At 60.6% G+C, this 16264-nt stretch carries 12 protein-coding genes; all 12 read right to left on the bottom strand.

What is annotated here, in order from left to right; translation table 11 throughout:
• Nucleotides 1-9: 9 nt before the first annotated feature.
• Complete coding sequence (locus tag HU731_RS26310) at nucleotides 10-4599, bottom strand: RHS repeat-associated core domain-containing protein (protein WP_189661076.1); 4590 nt, start codon at nucleotides 4597-4599, stop codon at nucleotides 10-12.
• Nucleotides 4600-4641: 42 nt separating this feature from the next.
• On the bottom strand, nucleotides 4642-5070 hold the full coding sequence (locus HU731_RS26305) for a DcrB-related protein (RefSeq protein WP_186606268.1): 429 nt from the start codon (nucleotides 5068-5070) through the stop codon (nucleotides 4642-4644).
• A gap of 19 nt (nucleotides 5071-5089) precedes the next feature.
• Entirely contained in the window at nucleotides 5090-7027 is a 1938-nt protein-coding gene (locus tag HU731_RS26300) for a type VI secretion system Vgr family protein (protein WP_186606269.1), read from the bottom strand.
• 26 nt (nucleotides 7028-7053) lie between these two features.
• On the bottom strand, nucleotides 7054-7311 hold the full coding sequence (locus HU731_RS26295; protein WP_047710546.1) for a PAAR domain-containing protein: 258 nt from the start codon (nucleotides 7309-7311) through the stop codon (nucleotides 7054-7056).
• A 77-nt stretch (nucleotides 7312-7388) separates the two neighbouring features.
• Nucleotides 7389-7910 (bottom strand): Hcp family type VI secretion system effector, encoded by a 522-nt coding sequence (locus HU731_RS26290; protein ID WP_186606270.1) that lies wholly within the window; start codon nucleotides 7908-7910, stop codon nucleotides 7389-7391.
• A 103-nt stretch (nucleotides 7911-8013) separates the two neighbouring features.
• Complete coding sequence (gene icmH, locus HU731_RS26285) at nucleotides 8014-8859, bottom strand: type IVB secretion system protein IcmH/DotU (protein WP_186606271.1); 846 nt, start codon at nucleotides 8857-8859, stop codon at nucleotides 8014-8016.
• On the bottom strand, nucleotides 8852-10198 hold the full coding sequence (gene tssK, locus HU731_RS26280; protein ID WP_032892401.1) for a type VI secretion system baseplate subunit TssK: 1347 nt from the start codon (nucleotides 10196-10198) through the stop codon (nucleotides 8852-8854). Before tssK ends, icmH begins: the two co-directional genes overlap by 8 nt.
• A 37-nt stretch (nucleotides 10199-10235) precedes the next feature.
• Entirely contained in the window at nucleotides 10236-11585 is a 1350-nt protein-coding gene (gene tssJ / locus HU731_RS26275) for a type VI secretion system lipoprotein TssJ (protein ID WP_186606272.1), read from the bottom strand.
• Nucleotides 11582-12604, bottom strand: coding sequence for a type VI secretion system baseplate subunit TssG (gene tssG / locus HU731_RS26270; protein ID WP_186606273.1), 1023 nt, complete (start codon nucleotides 12602-12604; stop codon nucleotides 11582-11584). The genes tssJ and tssG overlap by 4 nt, the downstream gene beginning before the upstream one ends.
• Nucleotides 12568-14334, bottom strand: a complete 1767-nt coding sequence (gene tssF / locus HU731_RS26265; RefSeq protein ID WP_186606274.1) for a type VI secretion system baseplate subunit TssF — start codon at nucleotides 14332-14334, stop codon at nucleotides 12568-12570. Before tssF ends, tssG begins: the two co-directional genes overlap by 37 nt.
• Before the next feature lie 7 nt (nucleotides 14335-14341).
• Nucleotides 14342-14758 carry a type VI secretion system baseplate subunit TssE gene (gene tssE, locus HU731_RS26260; RefSeq protein ID WP_186606275.1) on the bottom strand — a complete coding sequence of 139 codons (417 nt, stop codon included), beginning with the start codon at nucleotides 14756-14758 and terminating at the stop codon, nucleotides 14342-14344.
• The gene (tssC, locus tag HU731_RS26255) at nucleotides 14759-16237 is read right to left on the bottom strand and encodes a type VI secretion system contractile sheath large subunit (protein WP_186606276.1); all 1479 of its coding nucleotides are present in this window, start codon (nucleotides 16235-16237) and stop codon (nucleotides 14759-14761) included.
• Between the last annotated feature and the right edge of the window lie 27 nt (nucleotides 16238-16264).

Genomic DNA, 16264 nt, shown 5'->3' with positions numbered 1-16264 from the left:
TTCTACTCCCTAATCAATACGGATTATTCTTGACGTTTCGTCAGATAGCTCAATTAATTCTTTGGTTTTGGGGTGGCGTATATGGGTTCCTCCGGCCTCTCTAATGATGTCTTCTTTTCTGGTCTGCGCACCCTTGCGAGCTGTTTTACTTGTTACTTCAATGCCTTTCCAACCGTCTTTAGTTTTTACAACAAAGTCAAGCACCCTTGAGCCCTTGGTTTTCCCAATTTTGATTGCATTATCAACCAGGCTTACTATTTTTCCTTGAGCGTTCCGCAGGTGTCTCTGGCGTAAGACATTCGCTTTTCCAAAGATAGACTCAAGTCGGCGTCGTACCGTGGCTTCTCGCACGTCTCCGGCAGCTTTATTACGTAAGCATTCAAGCCCAAAGGGATCAATCCATCCCGTAGAGTTCGGCGCGTACTGATAAAGGTTTAACCCTCCCAACAACCCAATCGGATCCGGCTGGGTAAACCGCCCCACCTCCGCATCATAAAACCTGAAGGTGTTGTAGTGCAGCCCGGTTTCCCGGTCAAGGTACTGGCCCTGAAACCTCAGGTTCTGCTCGCGCCTGATCCGTTGATCGTGCCACTCGTCCCGACTCCTGCCCCAGCCCTCGTACTCACTGTGCCACACGCTCATGCCGTTCTCGTCAGTGAGCTGTTCCGGCAACCCGGCGAGGTTGGTGTGGAAGTAGAAGATCTCTTCACTGCCCGGCTGACCATCAATCCGCGCCAGCGGCTCATAGCTGTCGGGATCGGCATACACGTACAGGCTGCCGAAGCCGTGTTCCACCTCCTGCAACAGCCGCAGCCCCTGCCACACAAACTGCACATCGCTCTGTGGCTGTTCGCTGTCATTGCGATACACCCGTTTACCGATGCGCCGTCCCAGCGGGTCGTAGCGGTACTCGCTGCGTAATCGCTGCCAGCCCTGGTCCTGCTCGACGCAGACCAGCCTTTGTTCGGCGTCGTAGCGAAAGCGTTGCACGGTGTGGCTGCCGATACGTTTTTCGCTCAGGCGCCCAAAGCGGTCATAACGGTAGCGTTTGTCCTCAAACACGTGCACCCGGTTGTGCTTGACGTAGCCGCCCATGCGGCCAGTGGGCAGTAGGTTGGCAGCGGCGTCGTAGTTGTAGGTTTCGCGGTGCCGTTCCGGGTTCTGCGGCGTACTGTGGCGATGGTCGCGCAGGCGCTCGGTGGCGTCGTAGCTGTAGTGCTCGTGGCCCTCGACGCTTTTGCCATGGCTCTGGCCGAGGAAGCGCCCGAGCAGGCCGTCGTCCGGCAGCGGTTGGCGTGGATCGCTGCCGCCACGACGCTGGGTCTGGGTCAGGCGCTCGATGATCAGGTTGTCGCTGGCGTCATACTGGTAGCGCTTTTGCAGCAGTGGGAGTGTTTCCCGGGAGGCATGGCGGTAGTGCAGGGCTTTCTGGCTGAGCCGGCCGCATCGGTCGTAGCGGGTACGGGTCAGCAGGCTGCCTTGGGTGCGCAGCACTTCGTCGTGCAGTTGGTCGCGTTCGAAGTCGCAGACCACCCGGCCATTGAGGTTGAGCTGGTGCAGGTGGCCGCTGCCGTAGTACAGGTGATTGAGTTGGCGTTGGTCGGGTAGGGTCAGGGTTTCCAGATTGCCCAGGGCGTCGTAGCGATAGCCCAGTTCACCCGCGTGGCTGCTTTCGCTGAGCAGTTGACCGAGGGCGTCATAGCGGAATTTCAGTTGCTGCTGTTCGCCGTTGTGCGCTTTAAAAGTGATCGCCAGCAGGTTGTCAGCGGCATCGTAGGCATAGTCGGTGATGCCGTCGTCGGTGGTTTTGCGCAGCAAGCGACCCACCGCGTCGCGAGTGAAGCGATGCCGAATGGGGACGTCTGACTCAAGAGGAGGCGGGCCGTCCTCGTCAGTGTTGCGTGGTTCCGGCGCAGGCGTGGGATGAGCGTCAGTCCCGGTGATATCGTCCACAGCGTTGTAGTGGTAAGCGCGGTAGCTATCGTCCAGATCGATCTGGGTGGTCAAACGATCCAGCACATCCCACTTGAAGCGGTAGGCCTCGTTATTCTCGTTGCTCAGCTGTTGCAGGCGCCCGTAGGCGTCATAGCTGAAACGCACCTTATGCCCCAGCGCATCGATACGCTGCTGGATCCGCCCGCTCGGATCGTAGTGGTACTGGGTGCGCAGGTTGGCCGGATCGATGTAGTCGGTGAGCTGGCCGGCGAGGTTGCGCTGGTAGCGGTCGATGCGTCCATCCGGGCGCTCGCTTTCGATCAGGTGTCCGCGAGTGTCATACCGGTACTGGGTGGTCTCGCCGCGGGCATTGGTGCTGGCGCACAGATAGCCGCGTTCATCGTAACGGTAGTGGCTTTCCGAGTTGGAACAATCGCGATACAGCAGCAGTTGCCCATGGCGGTTCCAGGCCAGGGTCTTGTGTTTGTCGTGGGCGTCGACGATCTCCAGCACCTGGCCCTTGGGGTCATAGCGGTAGCGGGTGGTATGCCCCAGTGGGTCTTTTTCGCTGAGCAGGTTGCCGCGTTCGTCGTAGCTGAAGGTGTGGGTGTGGCCGCCACGGTCGGTGATGCTCAGCGGCAGGGCCCAGTGTTCGGTGTAGAGGATGTATTCGCTGCGGCCGAGCGGGTCGCGGGTTTCGATCAGCCGTCCAATGTCATCGTAGACGTAGTGCCACTCGCCGCCCTGTGGGTCGGTGGTCTTGAGCAGTTGCCCGGCGAGCAGGTTGCTGTGCCAGCACTGGCCCAGCGCGTCGATGTGGTGGTAGACCTCGTACAGCGCACCCCAGTAGTAGCGTTGCTCACGGCCGAGGCTATCGACGACGCGGGTTTCGCCCTTGGCCAGGTCGTACTGAAAGTGATAGTCCTCGCCATCGCTGCCCCAGTGGCGGGTGACGCGCCATTCGTGGTCGGGCTGTGGTTCCAGCAAAGGCGGCAGGGTGTAGGGCGTGCCGTCGGCGCGGACGGATTGTGGGCCTTGCTCTGGGACTTCGAAACACGCCCATGCATAGTGACGTGTGGCGCCGGTGGGCAGCGTATGGCTGCTCATGTAACGCTCGGGGGTATAGGTGAAACGCCGCAGCACTTGGTCGCTGGAATCGAGTACGGCGCTCAAATCTCCATGGCTGTCATAGCGGTAGTGCACCAAAGGCTCGGTGCGCTCTAGATGGCCGGGGCCTTCGTCACTGAAATACAGGCGCTCAACTCGTTCCACCCGGCGTGGGTACAGATCGTTGTAGCGCAGGCGTACGGTGATGCGGCTATTGGGGTCCAACAGGTGCAGTAAGCGGCCCTGATCGTCATAGTGCAGATTGACCGTATTGCGGTTGCGGTCGCCCAGGCGCACCAGTCGCGAACGCTGCGGGTTGTGGGGATCGGTTTCAAAGACCTGATACAGGCCGTCATGAATATCCTCGACCACCGTTAGGCCATTACCCATCTCGAAGAACGCCAAGCCATCGAGGGTGCTGATAAAGCGGTTGCCGGGCTCGAGTTGACCCAGTTCTAGGCGCTCGCCCTCGGCGTTGATGTACACCCAAAGGTCGCCACCGTCCGGGTGGGGCACGCGCACGATTCCAACTTCGTAGAACACACTCCAGCCGGCGCCGAACAGCCCGTTGTCGCGGCGGTCGAGGCTGTTGTAGCGCCTTGCCCAAATGATCGGCAGGATGCCGGGGAGGGTGAAATCCAGGTCTTCCGGGCCGTCCTGAAACTTGCTGCCGGTGGACACGGCCACCGGGTTGCCCACCGAGCAACTCTTCGGTCCGAATTTTCGCGCGACAAGGATGCCGACAATGATGCCCGTCACCATGCCGATCTTGCTTTTACCTCCGTGAATGGGGCGTATCACTAAAGGTTCGCCGCCAATGCGAACATCCGGTGACACGTCGGTATCCGAGCCAACGGTGGCCTCGCAAGTGGTGCGATCACCACTACGGACGGCGGGCTGACTGTTAATGAAAACTTCCGAGGAACCTTCAGCCAGATATTGAATAGGCATGGGCAAATGCCGCATGCACACCACCTGGTCCAGTTCGGCGGGTCGGGTTCCGCTGCTAGGTGCGACCACTACGGGTGGGTTGATAATGCTGTCGATAGATTGGTAGACGCCAACCGCGCTTTGGTATGCGGCGCTTATCGGATTCAGGCCGATCAACACTCCAGTAATGGCGTCCATCACACTGGGTTTGGCCGAAAGCTCATCGGCTTCGTCCGGCTCGTCTGTTTGTGTTCCAGCGGCACGGGCCGCTAGTTCGCTATTGATGCGAGTATCAACGGAACCGCTTGCAATGTTGCCCTGGGGCGTTGGCGGAAAGATCCCGTTGAAAAAGCCACTACACGCGTCGCTGAAGTGTTCGCCGATGGATTTGTCACCAGCAGGAATCAAACTCGCCGCCGACACAAGCAAGCCAGCCCCTACGCTGATCGCTACCGCGCCTATCGCTGCTACGGCAGCGGCACCTATGATGACAGGCGCCGCCGCGATCACCGCAGCAGTGACAGCCGCGTACACTAATGCTTCCGCCACAGTGGAAAAAAATTCAGCCCACGCGGAGGTGTGCAGTATGGGGTCGCCCACACGGGCGGCGTGTACGGTGTCTGCCACGAATCATCTTCCTTGCGATCAGGTAAGTCCCAGAGGAACGGTTTAGGCGAACCGAAGGGACTGTTTGAGGGTTTCCCAATGGTCGAAATCTGCTTCAGTGAGCGTGCTGCCCTTGCTATAAGTCAGCGCCAGTAACCGGGGTTCGCTAGGTAGCTCACAGGCCAGTTGGTACTGGCAAGAAAGCGCGTTGCCTTGGGTGAACTCGGTCTGTACTTCCATCGCGACAATGTTGCGGTCAACGCCGACCCGCACCTCTGCTGGTTTGGTGCATTTGAAGGCTGTGACTTTCTTTCGCAACTCGCTGAGCTGGTGGGTATAGGTCTCGGCCAACGTTTCCTGTGGGTTCATGAGGCCGCGTGCCAGTACCAGAGTGGTGCCGCGTTCCTTGAATACCAGCATGTTGACGCTGTTGTCGTCAGGCATTTCATTGCCCAGCCCGATGATCAAATCGTGGGTGATGTATTCGCGCATTGGAGCCATCCTCTTGGGGTCATTCATGGTTGAAGTAGCCTTCAACATCACTCTGAATATCAGCGCCACTGACACCGTTTGCAGTCGTGCCAGAAGCCTTTCCACTCATGTTCAAATCGAGTTTTCCTGACAGGGTGTTGACCTTTCCGGCCTTCATGCCAGTGATGTTGAAGTTCTCGCAGGTGATGTTCAGGTCGCCGTTTTCGTTGAGCTCTATGACGGTCTTGCCGCACTCGAGACGCAGCTGCTTACCCACGCCGATGTAATACTCACCGGCGACGTGGTCGTTCTTGCTGCCGCCCACTTTCAACGTGTCATTGGCCTTCACCACCCGCATGCGCGTGCGGCCGACAGTGATGGTTTCGTCCTGGCCGACCTGGCTGCTCCGGTCCGCGCCAATGGATTGGGTCTGGTTGTTCTTGACGATGGTGTTCTGATCTTTCTGGGCATGGATAAACACCTCCTCCTGGCCCAGCTCGTCCTCAAAACGCAGCTCGTTGAAGCCTTCGCCTTTATGGGTGCAGCTTTTGATGGTCATCCGCGTCTTGTGTTTGGGCAGCTCGTAGGGCGGCAGGTTGGTCTGTCTGTAGGCGGCCCCAGTGGCGATCGGCTGGTCAGGATCTCCGTCGAGGTGGCTGATCACCAACTCCTGACCTACGCGCGGGATCGCGATGGAGCCCCAGGTCGCCCCGGCCCAGCCTTGGGTGACGCGGATCCAGCAAGAACTGTGGTCGTTGTTTTTATCCGAGCGATCCCACGGGAATTGCACCTTGACCCGGCCCCATTCATCGCAATAGATCTCTTCCCCTGGCGGGCCAACCACCGTGGCAATCTGCGGGCCGTCGATGCAGGGTTTGGGGCGCAGCGGCGCCTTCCAATCCGAGGTCCAGCGGATGGCGCTGGCTTTTAACGAATAAGACGTACCGAGGCCGCTACCAAAGGATTCTTCCTGCAAGCTGGTGTGTTGCTTGCCTTCGTGCTTGATGGCGATGGTGCGCCAGCGGTCGTTGAAGTCCTCACGGGGATGATCGTTGAGGTCGAAGGCCAACCCCGGTTGTAGCCGTTCGTCGTCGCCTTCCACATGCGCCAACTTGGCGTCGTTGCGCAGCGCTGTTAGGCGTGTCTTGGTGAAGGGCTTGCCAGCGATGTCGCGTTTGTAGCGGCCAGGATAGTCGTAGCGCTCGTAGTCCTTGTGCTGGTTTTTCAAGTCCTGGTCGCCGGTGGCGGTGTGCTGTTGGTCGTAGCGCGGGTGGGTGAAGGTATAGTCGCGCTGCACCTGGCGTGCGGTGCGTACTTGTTCGGTGTAGTGGAAGCGGTTTAACGCTGGCTCCTTGGAGTCGCCACCCCCCATGGGCTGGTAGATCACCGGGCAGTCGGTGTGGGTGCCGATGGTGCCGAGGCCGCCGACACGGTCGGTGAGGACGAGGGTGTGGCCGTCGGCGCGGTGTTCGAAGGTGTAGAGCAGGCCTTCTTCGGCGGCGAGGCGGGCGATGAAGTCGAGGTCGGTTTCACCGGCCTGTACGCAGTATTCGCGGGGTTGGTGATCGAAGCAGATTTCGCTGCGGATGTCGGTCAGTTTCTGCTCGGCCAGCATGCTGGTGATGATGTCGGGCACGGTCTGGCTTTGAAAAATTCGCCAGTTGGAACGCAGGTTGAAACGCGCCAGAGTCGGTTCGACCACGGCGGTGTAGCGGGTGCGCCGAAAGCCGGTATCGCCCTGTTGGAACAGGCTGACCAGGCCATGGACGTAGCGTACCGGGGTGTCGTCGCGCCAAATGGTGAACACCGCGGCCAGGTCGAGCATGCGGTAGAAGTCGATGGCCGGATGATGGCTGACCAGGTCCAGTTCGAGTTTGAAGGGCTGGGACAAGCCTTCTTCAAGGGTGAACGAGACCACTTCGAAGGGATCGCCCCGCAGCGGTTCGAAGGTGTAACGCAGGTCGCTTTGACGGGGCATGGGGCCTCCATTTCAATATGTAAGTGTCAGTCGATCAACCAGCTGCTATCACCGTTTTCCAGTTTTCCATCGTGGTCGGTGGTGTCGCCAACCCGGGCCACGGCTTTTCCTTCGACGGTCATAGAGCGTGAGCCGCTGGTGATCACGGCGCCGCATCCGAGGGTGTCGCCGACACGGGCGACAGCTTTGCCATTGACGGTCATGTTGCGGGCACCGCTGTCGACGGTGGTGGGGCCACATAAAGGGCAATCATGGTCGTGTCCGACCAGTACGACGGCAGGCATAGAGCCTCCTTAATAGGATTCAAGTCAGTGAAGGGGCCGCCGCTGCACGAGCCGCAGCGGCGGAACTGGATACGCGCTTAGCCCGCTGCTGCCGGCTTGCGCCAGTCGTCCGAGGCTTCAGTACCGGCTACCACATGACTCCAACTGACCTTGCGGTAGGACAGGCTGGTTTTGATCAGCTGGGTGTAGTTCTGGTTGTCGCTGTTCTGGGCGTGGGGCAGCACGGTATGGATATCAACCACGGTGGCCTCTTCCAGCTTGGTGGTGAAAAAGTGCTCCTGCTTGCCATCGAGGTTGGTGCGGAACCACTTGACCTCGACGGTCGGCAGCATTTCGCCGGTGGCCAGGGCCTGATAGAGCAGTGGCGAGGCTTTGTTCAGCGCGCTGGTGAAGGTCAGCGGTTTATGCACGCGCTGTCCGGTGGGTTGACCGCTTTGCGGGTCGGTTGGGGCACCGATTTTATGGTCGATTTCCTGGGCGAGGATTTCGTCTTCGTGGCCTTCCACAAAGACGTTGCCCACCGAGTCAGCGGTGAATGCGCCTTTGGTGATATGCCCCTGGTTTTTGCCGTGGATGCTGATATACGCGGGTGTTGGCATGACAAGCTCCTTGTCGCGATGATTGAGCGACCTTGAGGTCGCGGTTTATGGCCGAAACGGCCATGGCTTTGCAGGCGCTCGAAATGAGCGCGCTGAAAATCGGTTACAGGTGCAGCACCCGCTCAAGCGACACCAACACCTGCTGGGTGATGCTGTTCAGGCGGATCGAGTAGATCGTGTAGGCGACCGTCAGCACGACGGCGGCCATGGCCCATGGCGTCCACAATGGCCAGGCGCGTTTGATTCGGTAGTTGCGCGGTGCGACGTTGGTGAGCGGGTCGGTCAGGCGCTTGGGTGTTTCGCCGCGCAGGGGGCGCAGCAGGCCGTGCAGCTGGTCGATGATTTTCCGTATTTCGTCATCGCCCTTGGCGTGGGCGCCGTATTTGCCTTTGAGGCCGGAGATCAGGCACTGGTACATGAACTCCAGCACATGCTGGTACCTGGCGGCTTCGGGGATCATGTTGTTCATGATGGTGAAGAATTTTTCGCCGCCTCGGGTCTCGCCGTGGAACTGGCTGAGCAACGAGCGTGCGCTCCAGGTGGAGAGCCTGCCCCAGGTGGTGCGCATGACCACCTCGTCCACCAACAGGCACAGGCTGTAGGAGTAGGCCTTGAGCATGCCGGCGTCGTAGTCGAGCTGGCGGACTTCTTCCATGATCGCAGTGATCTGGTTACTGACGCTTTGGTACAACGCAGGCACGTCATGGTGGTGGTCCAGACGGCGCAGGCGGATGACCAGGCCGATCAGCGGCGTGGCGGCATCGCACAGCGGGTTCCAGGCCACGCCGCGGATGTCGAATTCAGGGTCTGCGAGCAGTGGTGCAGGCTTTGGTTTGGGCGGAACTGTTTCGACAGATTCCGGCTTGCTTCTAACGTGCTGCACCAGCTCATCAAACACTGGACTATTGGTGTCCGACTCAGGGCCGGCGCTGTTCTTGACGTCATTCATCTCTCTCACTCCTGATCGCCCAGAACTGCAATTCCAGCTCGGGGAATTCACCGGCAATATGGAAACCGAACCCGCTGCCACTGCTCAGGCTTTGCCAGGCGGGGTGATGGCGGTCGAGTTCGAAGTAGCTGAAGCCGGCATGGAACGGCAGGTGCCGCGGTGCCACCGGCAACGGCCGCAGTGGAATGCCCGGCAGTTGCAGGCTGACCAGTTGCTCCAGGCCTTCGGTGGAGCTGATCTTGATCTGCCGGGGCAGTTGCTGACGCAGGGTCTCCGCCGGCAGCCCGGCGCGCACGGCGAGGATGAACTCGGCGTTGTCCAACAGGCGCTTGTCGTTCAATGCGGCGCTGCGCACGCCGTACTCCTGATCGACGATCGGCAACGACACCGCACGTGGTTGCAGCACGGTGCCCAAGGCGCGGCGCAGGGTGTGCTCCAGGATCTGGAAGGATTCGCGCAGGTTGTCGTGCTGGTAGGCCGGGTATTCCTGGGGCAGGTGGCCTTCATCGGTGAAGGTCACCAGTTCGCCGCAGGCTTGCGCCAATGCGATGTACAGCCGCTCGGGGTGAACCTGGCGTTGGCGGGCCAGGTGCTGGAACAGCGGGAACAAGCGGTTGAGGGTTTGCAGCAGGTTGAAGTCGGTGACATCGGCCACCCCCGACTGCCCCGGTGAGCCGATACGCTGGGCCAGGTTCTTGGCGCGCTCACGCATCAGCCCGGCCACTTCGCCGAGGTAGCGATGCAGTGCCGGCACGGCTTGCAGGGACAGGCTGGTGGGATAGAAGTGCTCATCCATCACCAGGCTGCCGTCGGGGCGCTTGTCTTTGATCCTGCCCAGGGCGATGCCGGTGAAGGCGCTGCGGTCGCTGCGTTCGAGCATTAGTTGCAAGTTGGGCACGGCCAGGTCCATGCCGACCTGATCGCCGTCATCGCTGTGGGTATCGCGGATTTCCTCGCGGCGGGCGATGTAGCGGCTGTTGCCGTACTGGTCGGGCCAGCGCACTTCGAGGGCGCCGTTGGACCGCAGTGGCAGCGCCAGGTAAACGATCTGGTTGACCGCGCTGCTGTCGGCGATTTCCAACGGGGAAGGCGGCGCCAGGTCGTGGGGAATATCGAAGACGCTGCCGTCGGGCATGATCCCGCGTGCCTGGGTAATGGCGACTTTCCCGAAGCTCAGGTACTCGGTGTTCAGCGTCAGTTCGCTGAAGCCGTAGAGGGCGTCGTTGAGGCTGTGCAGGCGCTGATGCACGGCGGCTTCGGCGGCGCGGGCCTGTTGCTGGAAGTGCTGGGGCTTGACGAACAAACCTTCATGCCAGATGACGGGGTTGCGTGAACTCATCAGTAATTACTCGGGGCAAAAGCGGCTGAAAAGGGCGTCATCGGGTTTCTCCCTTGAGGCTGACCTGGGTGGCGTCCAGCTGCACCAGCACCGCGTACTGTCGGCCTTTGGGCTCGACGCGTAGGCGCTGTTTCCACTGGCCGACGTCGCTGCTGTGGTAGTTGGCGATCACCGCGATAAAACGCGTGTCTTCATCCAGGGCACGCAGGTCGATGAACTTGAATTGGCCGGGCTGAAGCAGGTAGTCGTCGGCCCGGATGTAGGTGCTGCCCAAGGTCTTTTTCAGGTCCTCGGCCAGGGCTTCGGGGCTGGCGTTGACCAGCAGCGAGTCATCGGTGAGTTGCAGCACCTTGAAGGCGATTGGCGTAGCGACATGCTCCAGCGCCGGGCTGCCCCAGGGGGTGGTCAGGCTCACGCCCTGGGCGTCGTAAGCGCCGAGCAGCGCGTCCTCGATGGGCGACATTTGCTCCGCAGGCGTGGGCTCAACGGTTAGCAACGATTGCGCTGGCACGGCTTCGTAAAGATGGTTGAGCAGGGTTTGCACTTTGTCCGTCAGCGCCTGCGGGCTGGCGGCCTGGACGTTGAGGGTGTAAGGCGAGCGGTTTTCGTCCTCAACCGGTGCGGTGCCGGTGCTGATCAGGCGCGGGTTGACGTTGTCGCTGGCGTGCAAGCTCAGGGAGTAGCGGCTGGGCTGGTCGTCGGGGCCGCCGACCGGGATAGAAGGAGTCCAGATCACCTGGCCGATCTTGCCGAGCATGGTGCAGCCGCCGAGGGCCAGGCAGGCCAACAGCAAGGTGCATAGGCGCAGGTTGCTGAACAGGCTGAAGCTGCGCTTGTGTGCGGGCGCGCCACTATCCGCTAGCGGTTTGGGCGGCGGCGCTTTATGCATCGCCCGCAGCGGATCGCCTTGCTCGCTTAAATCCACGGGTTGGCAAAGGCGTTCGAATTCCGGGCAAACCACAGGTGCAACTTCGGCCAGTGGAGGGTTCGTTACCTCCTCCAGATGCCACTCCAGCAGGCCATCCGGGCGACCACTGAACAGCGCTTCGAGCGAGCGTTGCCCTGGCGCATGCTCGCCAAGCTGCACGGCCACTCGATAGGCGCCCACTTGCAAGAAGTCGCCATCGTTGAGCGCTACCGCACTGTCGCAACCCACCGGCAGATCATGGCCATTGATGTAGGTACGGCCACTGCGGTCGATCACACAAAAGCGCCCCTCGACAACGCGGATATCGCAGTGGTTAGGCTGCACACTGTTCTGACGATCCACCAGATGCCAATCCGCTGCGGCACTGCCAATGCTGCCGCCCTGAGGACCAAAGCGGTGACTGGGTAGATAGCCGTGCAGCAACTGCGCGGGATTACTGATAACCAGGGTCAGCTTCATGCGCGCCCCCGAATCCGCACCACGGCGGGATGGCGTTGTTGCTGGTGCTCGATAAAACTGGTCCAACCCAGGTGAGTGCCGCTGGCGCGTTGCAGGTTGAACGGCGGTACATCTTCTTCGCGTAGCCCCAGTTCCAGGTCGTAGGCGGTGGCATCGCGCAGCAGAAAATCCATCAACTGGCGCAAGCGCCCGAACTGATCGCCGCTGGGCAGAAACTGACGAAAGCGCGCCTGGGTCAGGTTGGGAATCACCAGGGTGAACTTGCTGGCGCGGGTCTTGCTGCGGTCACCCACCACAAAGTTGCTGCCCAGGGTGCCGTTGGCTTTGCCCAGCGCCAGGCGCTGGCGTTGTGGAAAACTCACCGAGCGGGCCTCGAACTCACGGATATGCACGCCGTGCAGGTCGAAACAGTGCTCGACGATGCCGGACACCACCGACGGCGAGCGGCTGCGGTTGGCGATCAAGCCGGCAAAGCTCAGCAATCGGCCCCAGGGCAACGGAGTAGCGCCGCGCAGGTCGTTGTCATTCAGGCCGACCATCGAGAAGACGTAACGTGAAAAGCGATCGGTGGCCTCGGCCTGGAAGCGAACGTAGTAGCGGTACTTGCGCCAGCTGGTGTGCAGCAGCGTCAGCAAACGATGATTGAAAAAGTCCATGAACGCCGGACGAATGCCGCGCTCCTGGGCCTGCTCGTAGGCCAGGCGATCAAGGTAGTAACCGGGCAGTGGCGAATCCGTACCGTGCAGGCCAAAGAAGCTGGTCTGCAAGCGATAGCGCACCTCTTCACGATCGTCCTCAATGCGTGCGGCCTCCACCACGTCGGAGGCCGGAAACCCCAGCCCCGCATGGCTTTGCAGGCGTACGCGACGGCGCACCGCATCACTCAGGGGCCGTGCTTCCAGGTCATCGCCGTGCAAGGCGTGCAGGTGCTCCAGCAGACGGTGAAACGAATAGTTTCGCGCGTCGGCCAGCAGCAGGTCAGCTAGATCACGGGTTGTCTGCCGGTCAACAGTGGCCATTCGTAGCGCTCGTTGTTAGTGGTATTGATCACTTCCAGGCGATGGAAGGAGTTGATGCTCGCGTACAGGGCGAAGAAGTGCGAAAGCACACTGGCGAACAGGTACAGCTCGCCCTCGCAGAGAAAAGCGTCCTGGTCCAGTTTTAAGCGCGTCTGCACGCCACGTACCGGTAGGCCTTTCATCAGCCAGTCGATGGGCGTGGTCACCGCATCCTGGATGCCATTGAGGCGTTTGCGGGTGGCGCGGGCCTGTTGCAGATCGTGCAGCGCGGCAAAGTCATAGGCACGGATCACCGCCTTGAGCGGCTCGGGCGACAGCAATGACAGGTAGTTGAGCGACAGGTTGGAAATCAGCGTCCAGTGCAGGCTGCTGTCCAACACCGGTCGGTAGCTGCGCGTTGGCGCAATCAGATTGGTATAGGTGGCAAACGAGGGTGTGGCCTCGGTAGACCGCGACACATCCCCGATACCCAGCCTCTGCGGCAGGTCGCGGTTGGTACAGGTCAATTCGATCGAAGCTGCCTCGTTTTCGCCGATATACAGGCGTTCATCGCCGCGCACAAAGGCGATGCGATGACGCAATCCTTCACGTCCGTGGGACTCTTCGATATGCGTGCGGAAATACAGCGCCGTGCGGCCCCGGGCATGTTCGATCTCATGCTGGAACGATTCGAACGGGGTGAAGCGCCGCAATGGGTCGCCTTTACGCTCCTTGTCGGCGGCGTCCCAACCGGCCACGTGGTCGACACTGAAAATTTCATACGCATCCTGGCGGTTGCCCGCGGGGCTGATACGGCGTTCCTGGCTGCGCCCATCCAGCATGATGGGCTCGGCATCGTGGCGGAATAGATTGACTGCCGGCGCGCAGAACAGGTGCAGGTCGCTGGTGCGCAGGTGCGTATTGACCGGCATCGGCCGCGAAAACTGAAATTCGAAGCGAATCTGCCCGGTGGCGACGGCTGGCCAGACCTTGGCAAGCCGGGTCAGGCTGAAGAAGTGGAAACGCTGCGGGAACACAAAATATTCCTGCAGGATGCGGTAGCCATCGAACACATTGCGCGGGTAGGGCAGCAGTGCCTCGTCGGGGGTGAAACCGGGAAAGTCCAGTTCGTTGGGGTTCAGGCGATAAGGCGTGTTGTTGACATATAGCGTGATGCTTTTGAGGTAATGGGCCAGCCATAGGTACAGGGTCAGCGCGGTGGCATTGTCGCCGCCTAAGTGAAAGTCCAACTGGTCGCATTCAAGACTGTCGAGCGGTTGCTGGGTCAACACATTAAGGTCGACGCGCAGTGTCGAGGCTTCACGGCTGTGGGCATCGCTGACGGCGTGCAACGCCAAGGGGTACAGGTTGACGTCGGTGCAGGTGCGAAACTCGCAGGAAATGCCGTCCACAGGGTTGGCAAACAGCCGCGTCCCTTTGGGAATCACTTTGCGCTGACTGATCGCATTTGGCAGCGGTGTAAAACGGATGATGGTCGCACTGGGCAGGGGCCGCAGGTAATTGGGCCAGAGCATTTGCAACAGCGGGTGGGTCAGCTCCGACAGGTCGTCATCAATCTTCATGCCCAGCTTGGCGGTGAGGAAGGCAAAGCCCTCCAGCAGCCGCTCCACGTCTGGGTCGCCGGCCTGATCGCCAAGAAACTGCGCCAGTTGCGGGTTGTCCTCGGCGAACTCGCGGCCGAGTTCGCGCAGGTAGCGCAACTCCTCGGCAAAGCGTTGTTTCAAGTCCATCGCATCCTCATCTAACGCGGGTGTAGCCGTCGCGGCCGTGCATGGCCACTTCGATCTGCACTTGTTCTTCCTTTTGGTTGACCTGCACCTGGCAATCCAGGCGAAAGTTCAGCTCCAGCGGCAGGTCCGGGTCGGGCTGATAGCGCACGCCCGTGACCTTGATGCGCGGTTCAAACGCTTCCACCGAACGCCGGATATCGGCGCTGATGGCCAACACCAGGTCACTGCTGACCTGGGTGACGCCGTTGAAGTCGCGCAGGCCCAGTTCAGGGCTGCTTTGTGAGCAGCCCTGGCGTGAGTTGAGCACCTGCTCCAAGTGACGCTTGATCGCCTCGACACGCTGGTGCGCCTGCTCATCCGCGCACCCTTGGCGGTAGCGCGGTGCATCGGGTTCCAGGCGTTCGAACAGGCTGGCGCCGCGCATTTATTGGGTGTCCAGCCGACCGACCAGGGAGATCTCGAAGTTGGCCCCCATGTACTTGAAGTGCGGCCGTATCGCCAACGACACCTGGTACCAGCCCGGGTTGCCCTCGACGTCCTGCACTTCGATTTTTGCGGCGCGCAAGGGACGACGGCTGCGTACATCGGTCGACGGGTTCTCCTGATCGGCGATGTACTGTTTGAGCCAGGTGTTCAGCTCGCTTTCCAGATCCTGGCGTTCCTTCCAGCTACCGATCTGCTCGCGTTGCAGCACCTTGATGTAGTGGGCCAGGCGATTGACGATAAACAGGTACGGCAACTGGGTGCCGAGCTTGTAGTTGGTCTGGGCTTCCTGGCCTTCGCGGGTCTTGGGAAAATTCTTGGGTTTCTGCACCGAGTTGGCGGAGAAGAATGCCGCGTTGTCGCTGTCTTTGCGCATGGTCAGCGGGATAAAACCGGCTTCGGCCAGCTCGAATTCCTTGCGGTCGGAAATCAACACTTCAGTAGGGATCTTGGCCTGCAGCTGGCCGAAGGATTCGTACAGGTGCACCGGCAGATCATCCACCGCACCACCGGACTGTGGGCCGATGATGTTCGGGCACCAGCGGTAGCGGGCGAAGCTGTCGGTGATGCGCGAGGCCATCAGGAACGCGGTGTTGCCCCACAGGTAGTTGTCGTGGTTGCCGTCGACGGTTTCGTTGTAGCCGAAGCTGCGGGCCGAATTGTCTTCAGTGCTGTAGGGCGTGCGCAGCAAGAAACGCGGCAAGGTCAGGGCCAAATGACGAGCGTCTTCGGACTCGCGTAAGCCGCGCCATTTGGTGTGGCGGGGGTCGTCGAAAATATCGTTGATCTCCTTGAGGTCGGGCAGGCCCTGGAAGCCTTCGAGGTTGAACAGTTCCGGCCCGGCCGCCGACACAAACGGCGCATGGGACATGGCACCGATGGAGGCTACATAGCTGAGCAACTTGATGTCCGGCGAGCTGGGACCAAAGGTGTAGTTGCCGACAATGGCACCCACCGGCTCACCGCCGAACTGGCCGTAGCCGGCGGTGTAGACGTGCTTGTACAAGCCGCTGCGAGTGATATCGCCGGCGTTGTCGAAGTCGTCCAGCAACTCCTCCTTGGTGACATGCAGCATTTCCAGCTTGATGTTTTCGCGAAAGTCCGTGCGGTCCACCAGCAGTTTCAGCCCACGCCAGGCCGATTCCAGTTGCTGGAGCTGCGGCTGATGCAGGATCACATCCATTTGCTTGCTCAACGCGCGGTCGATCTCGGCAATCATCTGGTCAACCCGGTGCTTGTTGACCGGCTGCTGGTGATCACCGCTTTGCAGGATCTCGCTGATGAACGCAGCCACGCCTTGGCGGGCCACGGCATAGCCTTCCTGGGACGGGCGGATGGTGGTATTGGCCAGTAATTGATCGAGCAACGACGACTGTTCATCGGCGACCAGTACTTGGGCGGCACTACTTTCCCTAGGCATAAGGGCTACTCCATATGGACGTAAAAG

Source organism: Pseudomonas salmasensis (genome assembly GCF_014268375.2).
Classification (GTDB): Bacteria; Pseudomonadota; Gammaproteobacteria; order Pseudomonadales; family Pseudomonadaceae; genus Aquipseudomonas; species Aquipseudomonas salmasensis.
Note: the sequence above shows the minus strand (reverse complement) of the source record. Positions and strands in the feature narration are given on the sequence as shown.